Origin of the sequence: uncultured Anaerotruncus sp. (assembly GCF_902490045.1) — a bacterium.
Lineage (GTDB): Bacteria > Bacillota > Clostridia > Oscillospirales > Ruminococcaceae > Anaerotruncus.
In genome coordinates, this window is sequence record NZ_CABUCJ010000108.1 from 1 (window position 1) to 8270 (window position 8270).

The following is an 8270-nucleotide window of genomic DNA, read 5'->3' on the forward strand; positions in this document are numbered from 1 at the left end:
CCCCTCGAGGCGGAGCTGGCTCGTATAGGAGCGGCCCACGTCGCCGCCGATCACGCCGATCCTCGTGTGCCCGCGGTCGATCAGGTAGTCGACCGCGCGGCCCGCGGCCGCCGCGTCGTCGGTCGAGACGCTCGAAAGGTTCTGGAAGCCGAGCGCCCCGCCGGGGTTGGTGACGAGCACGCTCGGGATGCGGATCTGCCCGAAGGTCTCCCGGAAATAGGAGAGGTTGCCGCCCAAAAAGAGGATCCCGAGCGGCTTCTGCTCCCGGCAGAGCAGCAGCGCGTGGCGCACCTCGTCCGAGTCCTCGTCGAGGTAGTAGACCACGTCGGTGTAGCCCGCCGATTTGATGAGGTCCTGCATCCGCTCGACGATGGGTGCGAAGAGCATGTTGGAGGTGCCCTTCACGACGACCGCGATGCTCTTGGTGGCCGTCTGCTTGAGGTGCTTGGCGTTGTTGTTGGGGATAAAGCCATGCGCGTCGATGACCGCCTGGATACGGGCCTTGGTTTCGGCGCTGACGTCGGGGTGGTTGTTGAGCGCGCGGGAGACGGTGCTCACCGCGTACCCCGATTCCCTGGCAATGTCCTTGATCGTCACGTCGCCGGCCTCCCTTCACGCGTCGTTGTGCTGGTTCCTATTTTACCCCTTTACCGCGCCCGCGACAACGCCCTTGATGATATATTTTTGGCAGACGAGATAAAAAATGATGATCGGTATGATCGACAGCACGAGCACCGCCATCAGCGCGCCCATGTCGCGGGAGCCGTAGCCGCCCTGCAGATACTGGACCGCGATGGGGATGGTGCGGTACTTGTTGCCGATGATCAGGTAGGGCAGCAGGTAGTCGTTCCAGATCCACATGGCGTTGAGGATCGCGACAGTGATCGCGGTGGGCCGGAGGATGGGGAAGACCACGAGGAAGAAGGTCTGGATGGGGTTGCAGCCGTCGATCATCGCGGCCTCCTCGATTTCGAGCGGGATCGATTTGACGAAGCCGCTGAACATGAAGACCGAAAGCCCCGCGCCGAAGCCGAGGTAGATGACGATGATTCCCACGGGGTTATCCAGGTGGAGCAGGTTGGCGATCTTGGACATCGGGAACATGACCATCTGGAAGGGGACGATCATGCTGAAGACAAAGAGGTAATAGAGCGCGCCGGAAAACTTCCCCTTCGAGCGGATGATGTACCAGGCGGTCATCGCGGTGAAGAGGATGATCGCCCCCACCGAAAAGACGGTGATGAAGAGGGAGTAGCCGAACGCCGAGAGGAATCCCGCCTTCTCGATGCCGCTCAGGTAATTTTTGAACCCCACGAAGGTGGCGGGGCCGTCGGCGGTCTCGGTGAGGGTGGGGAGCCTGAAGGGCGCGTCGGAGATGAAGAACTGCCCCTTGAAGGAGTTCATCAGCACGACCAGGATGGGCGCGAGCACCAGCAGCGCGAGCAGGAGCATCAGGATGAAGATCACCGCGTTCGTGAATCTGCGTTTTTCCGCCATCAGTTCTCCACCTCCTTCCTGCGGGTGAGCATGAGCTGGGTAAAGGCGATCACGCCGACGACGATGAAGAAGACGGTCGCCTTGGCCTGGCCGACCCCCTCGAAGCCGACGCGCCCGTAGAAGGTGTTGTAGATGTCGAGCGCGAGCATCTGGGTCTCCTTGGCCGGCGCGCCGCCGGTGAGCGCGAAGTTCTGGTCAAAGAGCTTGAAGGAGTTGGTGAGGGTGAGGAAGGTGCAGATGGTGATCGAGGGCATCACGTTGGGAATCGTGACGTGGATGAGCGACTGCCAGCCGGACGCGCCGTCGATGGCCGCCGCCTCGGTCAGCTCGCCCGAGATGTTCTGGATGCCCGCGATGTAGATGACCATCATATAGCCCACAAGCTGCCAGTTCATCAGCACGACCAGCCCCCAGAAGCCGTATTTGGCCGAGAAGGTGATGTCCACCCCGAAGCGGAGCAGGAAGCCGTTGATGATGATCTGCCAGATGTAGCCGAGCACGATGCCGCCGATGAGGTTGGGCATGAAGAAGACGGTGCGGAAGAGGTTGGTGCCCCTCATCGCGCGGGTGAGCAGCATGGCGAGCGCGAAGGCGAGCAGGTTGATGGTGACCACCGAAACGACGGTGAATTTCACGGTAAACCACAGGGCGTTGAGGAAGTCCCTGCTGCCGGTAAACGCCTTGACATAGTTGGAAAGCCCCACCCACTGGGTGTTGGTCACCGTTGTGAACTCGGTAAACGAGAGGTAGACGCCCATCACGAACGGGATGAGAAACGATACGGCGAACGCGATGAACGTCGGCAGCGCGAAGAAGGCGAAATACTTTCTCAGCGTTTTTGACATGACATCCCCTCCTGTCGGATAACAAATGCCGTCCCGCACCGCGGGGTGCGGGACGGCGGGAAACGCAGCGGATGGGACTTTGCCCGCTGTTACATGCTGCTTTCAGTCTTCCACTCGTCAACGACCAGCGTCTTAACGTCGTCCCACGTCTTGGTGCCCTGCGCGTACTGGAGCAGCGCGGCGCCGAAGTCGTCCTTGAAGGTCTGGCTCGGGAAGACGAGGAACGCGCTCCACGGCACGGAGGAGACGCCCTCCTTGCTCATCCAGGCGCTGACTTCCCTGGCGAGCGGGTCGGTCGGGCGCTCATCCTCGGCGAAGGTGTCGAACGGGGCGATGAAGCCGAGCTTGTTGGTGACGAATTCCTTACCGGTGTCGGAGGAATAGAGCCAGTAGATGAAGTCGGCCGCGAGCTTCTGCTTATCGGCGGGCGCCTGGCTGTTGATCGCAAAGAAGTTCTCGGTGCCCACGCAGATGCCCTGGGACTCCTCGCCCTCCGCGCCGATGTAGATCGGCATGAACTTGATGTCCTCCTCCTTGACGGTGTTGCCTTCGACCTCGGCGATCTGGCTCCACGCCCAGTTGCCGTTCTGGACCATCGCGCACTGTCCGAGCGCGAATTCCGCCATCGAGTCGGCGACCTGCTTGCTGCCGAGCAGCTTGGGATCGACGGTCGAATTGTTCAGGTAGAGGTCGAAGATGTTCTTGTAGTTGTCGCCGTACTGGAAGGTGATCTCCTTGGTGGCGTCGGTCGAAAGGTCGACGTTGTTGGCCTCGAACTCATAGTGGATGGGCAGGTTGGCCAGATGGGTCTGCCAGCGCCAGTCCTCGCCGGGCTTGAGGGAGGTGGAGGCGAAGACGCCCTTGATGCCGAGCTGGTCCTTCTTGGCGGTCATGTCCTCGACGACCTCCTTGAGCTTCTGGAAGCTCCGGATCTCATCCATCGATTTGGCCTTCGCGCCGTCGAGGGCGAAATACTTCTCCATGATCGCGTTGTTGTAGATGATGCCGTAGCCCTCGACCACGTAGGGGATGCCGACGACCTTGTCGCCGTCGGTGATCGCCAGGCCCTTGTCGGTCAGGTGCTGGTAGAGCTCGGTGCCGGAGAGGTCGGCGCAGTAGTCCTTCCAGTTGGCGTAGCCCTTGGGGCCGTTGATCTGGAAGAGGACGGGGGCGTCCGCCTTGGCGATCTCGGATTTGAGCGTCTGCTCGTAGGTGCCCGACGCGGCGGTCACGACGTGCAGCTTGACGCCCGTCTCCGCCTCGTAGGCCGCCGCGATCTCGTCATAGACCGGGGCGATCTCGGGCTTGAAGTTGAGGTAGTAGAGCTCGCCGCCCGCGGAAGGCTGGGCGGCCTGGTCGCCCGTGGCCGTGCCGCTGGGGTCGGCCGCCGGGGTGCTCGGGGTACTGGCGTCGCCGCCGGTCGAGCCGCAGGCCGCCAGCGTGGCGAGCATTGCAATCGCAAGGATCAGTGCCAATAGTTTTTTCATTCTGGTTTCCTCCTGTTATCGGTTGTGTGTACGGATCAAACCATAGGACTGCAATTGTTTTCTGAAACGTTTCCGGTAACGCTACCGGAAACGTTTCCAGTTGACGCTTTCAATATATCCTCTCTGGAAAAAAAGTGCAAGGGCCTTTAATGAAAAATAGCGGGATACCTAAACATATCCAAACTCTTTTAGATAACGTGCACAATTTTTCCATTGCCCGCGCGCGTCGGCGCGGCGCCTGTGGATTATTTTACGCCAAGCCAAAGGAATTATTGATCGAAAAGCAAATTTTCATGCAGCCTCCCCCGGAAAAACGCGGCTTTTTCGCCGCGCGCCCGCGTTCTTTTACAAAATACAGCCGCATATAGATTAGTAGACAGAACGCAGGGGAGGTTTCGCTTTGAAAGGTTTGCCGGAGGAGCGCGCGATCACGTTCGCCCACTATATCATTGACAACAACACCACCGTACGGGCTACCGCCAAGGAATTTCATATATCGAAATCGACGGTACACAAGGACGTCACCGACCGGCTCAAAAAGATCAACCCGCTGGTATACGCGCAGGTCAAAGAGGTGCTCGACCGCAACAAGTCAGAGCGCCACATCCGCGGCGGCATTGCCACCCGGGAGAAATACGCGCGCCTCAAAACCCACGCCTGATCAAGCAGAACCGGAAAAGGCCCGCCGCGGATGCGTCTGCATCCGCGGCGGGCCCTGTTCTTTATCAGAGCGGTTTCACGTAGAAGCGCCGGGTGCGAGGGCCGTCGAACTCGCAGAAGTAGACCGCCTGCCACACGCCGAGCGCCGGCCGGCCGTCTTCGACCGGCAGAAGCACCCCCGATCCCACCGCGCTCGCCCGGAGGTGGGCGGCGGAGTTGCCCTCCATGTGGCGGAACTCCGGCCGGTCGGGGTAGGCCCGCTCGAGCCCGAGCAGCATGTCGGACACGACGTCGGGGTCGCTGTTTTCGTTGATCGTGATCCCCGCGGTCGTGTGCGGGCAGTAGACGAGGCAGGCGCCGTCGGCGAGGCCGCAGGCCGCGATCGCCTCGCACACCCGCGCGGTTACGTTGTAGAAGCCCTGCCGGCCCGTCTGAAGCGTGTATTCACAGAGCATCCGTTCCCGCCTCCCCGCCGCGCAGATACACGCCGCCGCTCCCCGGCTTCCAGCTTCCGCCTCCCGCGCCGATCTCAAAATGCAGCTTCGCGATGCCGAGGTCGACCGCCTGGAGGGAGGCGTAATCGGGGACCGACGCGCTGACCGCGCCGTCCCGCCAGGAGAAGGCGGCCGGCTGCCGGTTGAGGGCGGACGGCGCGCGCCGGACTGCCCGCATCCCGACCATAAACCAACCGGGCGGCGTCTCCCCGCCCGCGTCGTAAAGCGCCTCCAGCGGCTTGGTCGAACGGCGGGCCACCCGGCGGATCAGCCGCTCCTTCCCGCCGGGCTCCCCGGCGACGTGCCCGACCGTGATCACACAGACGAGCTCCTCTTCGGGGAGCAGGCGGCAGGGGCAGGCCGCGCGATCAAAGGTGCCGCCCACCCAGCAGGTGCCGAGCCCGAGCTTGACGGCCTCCAGGACGAGCTTCTCCCCCCAGTAGCCCACCTTCTCCCGCAGGCAGAGGTCGGCGCGCCTGCCCGCCATCGCGAAATAACTGTTGACGCCCGAAAACATCCCATAGCTGCGGCGAAAGCCCCGGAAGGCCTCCGCGCCCTCCCGGACAAGCTCGATGCGCAGCCCGGCGCGCCGGTTGTACTCTCCCACCAGCGTGAGCAGCGCCCCCGAGGTGAAGGGCTCGAGCGGCGTCTCCAGATAGCTGCGGCGGGAAATCCGCCGTTCAACGGCCTCCAGGTCGGTCATATCCTCACTCCCCAATAATCTTGATCAGCACCCGCTTGTCGCGTTTGCCGTCGAATTCAAAATAAAAGATCTGTTCCCACGTCCCGAAATCGAGCCTGCCGTCCGTCACGGCCACGACCGCCTCCCGGCCCATGACCGTCCGCTTGAGGTGGGCGTCGGCGTTGTCCTCATAGCCGTTGTGGCGGTACTGCCCGTAGGGCTTTTCGGGCGCGAGCTTTTCCAGCCACACCTCATAGTCGTGGTGCAGCCCGCTTTCATCGTCGTTGATGAAGACGCTCGCCGTGATGTTCATCGCGTTCGCGAGCAGCAGCCCCTCCCTGATTCCGCTCTCCCGCAGCGCCTCCTCGACCTGCGGCGTGATGTTGACGAGCCCGCGCCGGGCGGGCAGGTGGAAATGCAGCTCCTTACGGTAGGATTTCATCGGCAGCGCCCCCTTCGCATCTATTATAACACGCGCCCCCACCCGGTACAACGCCGCGGCCGGACATCTTTTGTTCATTGTTCCGGCCACAGACGGGACACAGTTTGTTCATATTCTTGCACTATGATGGTATTTTAAACATTAACGACAGAGGGGGACTGGGAGACCGCCATGAAACAGGATATGGATTACCGGTTTGCCAACGAAAACATACCGAAGCTGATTTTGTCGCTTTCCGCGCCGGCGATCGCGGCGCAGGTGATCAACGCGCTCTACAACGTGGTCGACCGGATGTACATCGGGCGGATGCCCGGGGACGGCACGATCGCGCTGACCGGCGTGGGGCTGGCGTTCCCGATCATCATGGTCATCTCGGCGTTCGCGGCGCTGGTCGGGTACGGCGGCGCGCCGCTCGCCTCGATCAAAATGGGCGAGGGCAGGCGCGACAAGGCGGAGGAGCTGATGGGCAACTGCTTCACGATGCTCGTGGGGGTCGCCGTCCTTCTGACCGTGACGCTGATGATCTTCAAGACCCCGCTGCTGAACCTCTTCGGCGCGAGCCCCGACACGCTGCCCTACGCGGACAGCTATTTGGAGATCTACCTGATCGGCACGATCAGCGTGCAGATCGCGCTGGGAATGAACCAGTTCGTTTCGGCACAGGGCTATGCCAAGACCGCGATGCTCACCGTCTGCATCGGCGCGGCGCTCAACATCCTGCTCGATCCTATCTTCATCTTCGCGCTGGATATGGGCGTGCGGGGCGCGGCGCTCGCCACCATCCTCTCCCAGACGGTTTCCGCGGTGTGGGTGCTCGTCTTCATCTCATCCAAACGTTCCACCCTGCGCCTGCGGGCGCGCAACTTCCGCGTAAACCCCAAGGTCGCGGGCCCGGTGCTGGCGCTCGGGCTCTCCCCCTTCATCATGCAGAGCACCGAAAGCCTCGTGCAGGTCACCTTCAACTCCTCGCTCCAGAATTACGGCGGCGACGCCTATGTCGGCGCGATGGTCATCATGAGCAGCATCATGCAGTTCTTCATGATGCCCATCATGGGGCTTGCGCAGGGCTCCCAGCCGATCATCAGCTACAACTACGGCGCGGGGAACCACGGGCGCGTCAAGCAGGCGATCAAATACATGACCGCCTTCTGCGTGACCTTCGGGATCCTGCTGTGGATCGTCATGGTCTTTTTCCCGCAGCTGCCCATCCGCATCTTCACCGACGACCCCGCCGTCATCACGCTGACCTCCCGACTGATGCGCATCTTCTTCCTCGGCATGGTGGTCTTCGGCTTCCAGATGTCCTTCCAGCAGGTGTTCATCGCGCTCGGCCAGGCGAAGGTTTCCATCTTTATCGCCATGCTGCGCAAGCTGATCCTGCTCATCCCGCTCGTGCTGATCCTGCCGCATTTCATCACCCCGCAGACGACCGGCGTCATCATTGCCGAGCCGATCGCCGACTGCACGGCCGCGCTCACCTGCTGCGCGCTCTTCGCGTGGAAGTACCGCCAACTGCTCAATGGCAATCCAAGCGCGCCGTCGAAGGAGCAATAGCCGCCGCAATAAAGGGGCCCGCCGGTTTCGCATCCGCGAAGCCGGCGGGCTTTGTCATTGCGCCTGTGCGGCGGGAAACGCCGGGGGCCTCACGCGGCCCAGCCGTCCTCGAGGTCCCGAAGCGCCTCCTGCTCGGTGTCGGCCGAAAATTGGAACTCCCCAAGCCGGTCGTACACTTCCACATGCCCCTGCACCCATCTGATCTGATAATCCGCCATTGCCGACACTCCTTTCCGTGTTGTGCGCGGTTTTGTTTTTTCGTGTTTTCGTCAGTCCTCCCGGACGGCCCGGAGGTAGCGCTTTTCGCTGCGGTAACCCTCCCGGGCGGCCTTCCGGCACTGGCCCATCATGTAGCGGTAAAAGCCGTAGCTTCCCGCCAGCCAGACGATTGTTCCCAGCATCTTTCTCCCTCCTTCCATCTTTATTATAAAGGAGGTTATGTCCGATAAAACGGACAGATTGGAGGTTTTCCGCCTTGCGGCCGGAGGGCTTGCCGGTAGTCAACCGGCGGCGTTCTTAGATATTCCGCTCATCGAGCGACAGAGTTGCCGGGTCCCGACGGCCCGCAGGCCTAGTGTCGGAGGCGTGTCCCGCCGACGACCGCCCCGG

11 protein-coding genes are annotated in these 8270 nt (G+C 62.0%); 2 read left to right on the forward strand and 9 right to left on the reverse strand.

The window, feature by feature from the left end; translation table 11 throughout:
* The 4 genes from RDM88_RS10260 to RDM88_RS10275 form a co-directional block, all read right to left on the reverse strand.
* The coding region (locus RDM88_RS10260; RefSeq protein ID WP_308754749.1) for a LacI family DNA-binding transcriptional regulator at positions 1 to 597 on the reverse strand (597 nt) is incomplete at its 3' end.
* A gap of 42 nt (positions 598 to 639) precedes the next feature.
* Positions 640 to 1497 (reverse strand): carbohydrate ABC transporter permease, encoded by an 858-nt coding sequence (locus RDM88_RS10265; RefSeq protein ID WP_308754750.1) that lies wholly within the window; start codon positions 1495 to 1497, stop codon positions 640 to 642.
* A complete protein-coding gene (locus tag RDM88_RS10270) occupies positions 1497 to 2342 on the reverse strand; it encodes a sugar ABC transporter permease (RefSeq protein WP_308754751.1) in 846 nt (281 codons plus the stop codon). The genes RDM88_RS10265 and RDM88_RS10270 overlap by 1 nt, the downstream gene beginning before the upstream one ends.
* An 89-nt stretch (positions 2343 to 2431) precedes the next feature.
* Positions 2432 to 3829 (reverse strand): ABC transporter substrate-binding protein, encoded by a 1398-nt coding sequence (locus RDM88_RS10275; RefSeq protein WP_308754752.1) that lies wholly within the window; start codon positions 3827 to 3829, stop codon positions 2432 to 2434.
* Between the two features lie 400 nt (positions 3830 to 4229).
* Between RDM88_RS10275 and RDM88_RS10280 the strand changes: the two genes are divergently transcribed.
* The gene (locus RDM88_RS10280) at positions 4230 to 4490 is read left to right on the forward strand and encodes a sporulation transcriptional regulator SpoIIID (protein WP_101552840.1); all 261 of its coding nucleotides are present in this window, start codon (positions 4230 to 4232) and stop codon (positions 4488 to 4490) included.
* A gap of 64 nt (positions 4491 to 4554) precedes the next feature.
* Here RDM88_RS10280 and RDM88_RS10285 read toward each other — a convergent pair whose 3' ends face one another.
* From RDM88_RS10285 to RDM88_RS10295, 3 genes are read right to left on the reverse strand one after another with little or no spacing between them, the layout of a single operon-like run.
* The gene (locus RDM88_RS10285; protein ID WP_308754753.1) at positions 4555 to 4944 is read right to left on the reverse strand and encodes a secondary thiamine-phosphate synthase enzyme YjbQ; all 390 of its coding nucleotides are present in this window, start codon (positions 4942 to 4944) and stop codon (positions 4555 to 4557) included.
* A complete protein-coding gene (locus RDM88_RS10290; RefSeq protein WP_308754754.1) occupies positions 4934 to 5686 on the reverse strand; it encodes a nitroreductase family protein in 753 nt (250 codons plus the stop codon). The genes RDM88_RS10285 and RDM88_RS10290 overlap by 11 nt, the downstream gene beginning before the upstream one ends.
* Before the next feature lie 4 nt (positions 5687 to 5690).
* Positions 5691 to 6107, reverse strand: coding sequence for a secondary thiamine-phosphate synthase enzyme YjbQ (locus RDM88_RS10295; RefSeq protein ID WP_308754755.1), 417 nt, complete (start codon positions 6105 to 6107; stop codon positions 5691 to 5693).
* Between the two features lie 171 nt (positions 6108 to 6278).
* On the opposite strand from RDM88_RS10295, the gene RDM88_RS10300 reads away from it, so the two are divergent.
* Positions 6279 to 7661, forward strand: coding sequence for an MATE family efflux transporter (locus tag RDM88_RS10300; protein WP_308754756.1), 1383 nt, complete (start codon positions 6279 to 6281; stop codon positions 7659 to 7661).
* An 89-nt stretch (positions 7662 to 7750) separates the two neighbouring features.
* Here RDM88_RS10300 and RDM88_RS10305 read toward each other — a convergent pair whose 3' ends face one another.
* Positions 7751 to 7879: a hypothetical protein gene (locus tag RDM88_RS10305; protein WP_308754757.1), complete on the reverse strand. Its 129-nt coding sequence runs from the start codon at positions 7877 to 7879 to the stop codon at positions 7751 to 7753.
* Between the two features lie 51 nt (positions 7880 to 7930).
* Positions 7931 to 8062: a hypothetical protein gene (locus RDM88_RS10310; RefSeq protein WP_308754758.1), complete on the reverse strand. Its 132-nt coding sequence runs from the start codon at positions 8060 to 8062 to the stop codon at positions 7931 to 7933.
* Between the last annotated feature and the right edge of the window lie 208 nt (positions 8063 to 8270).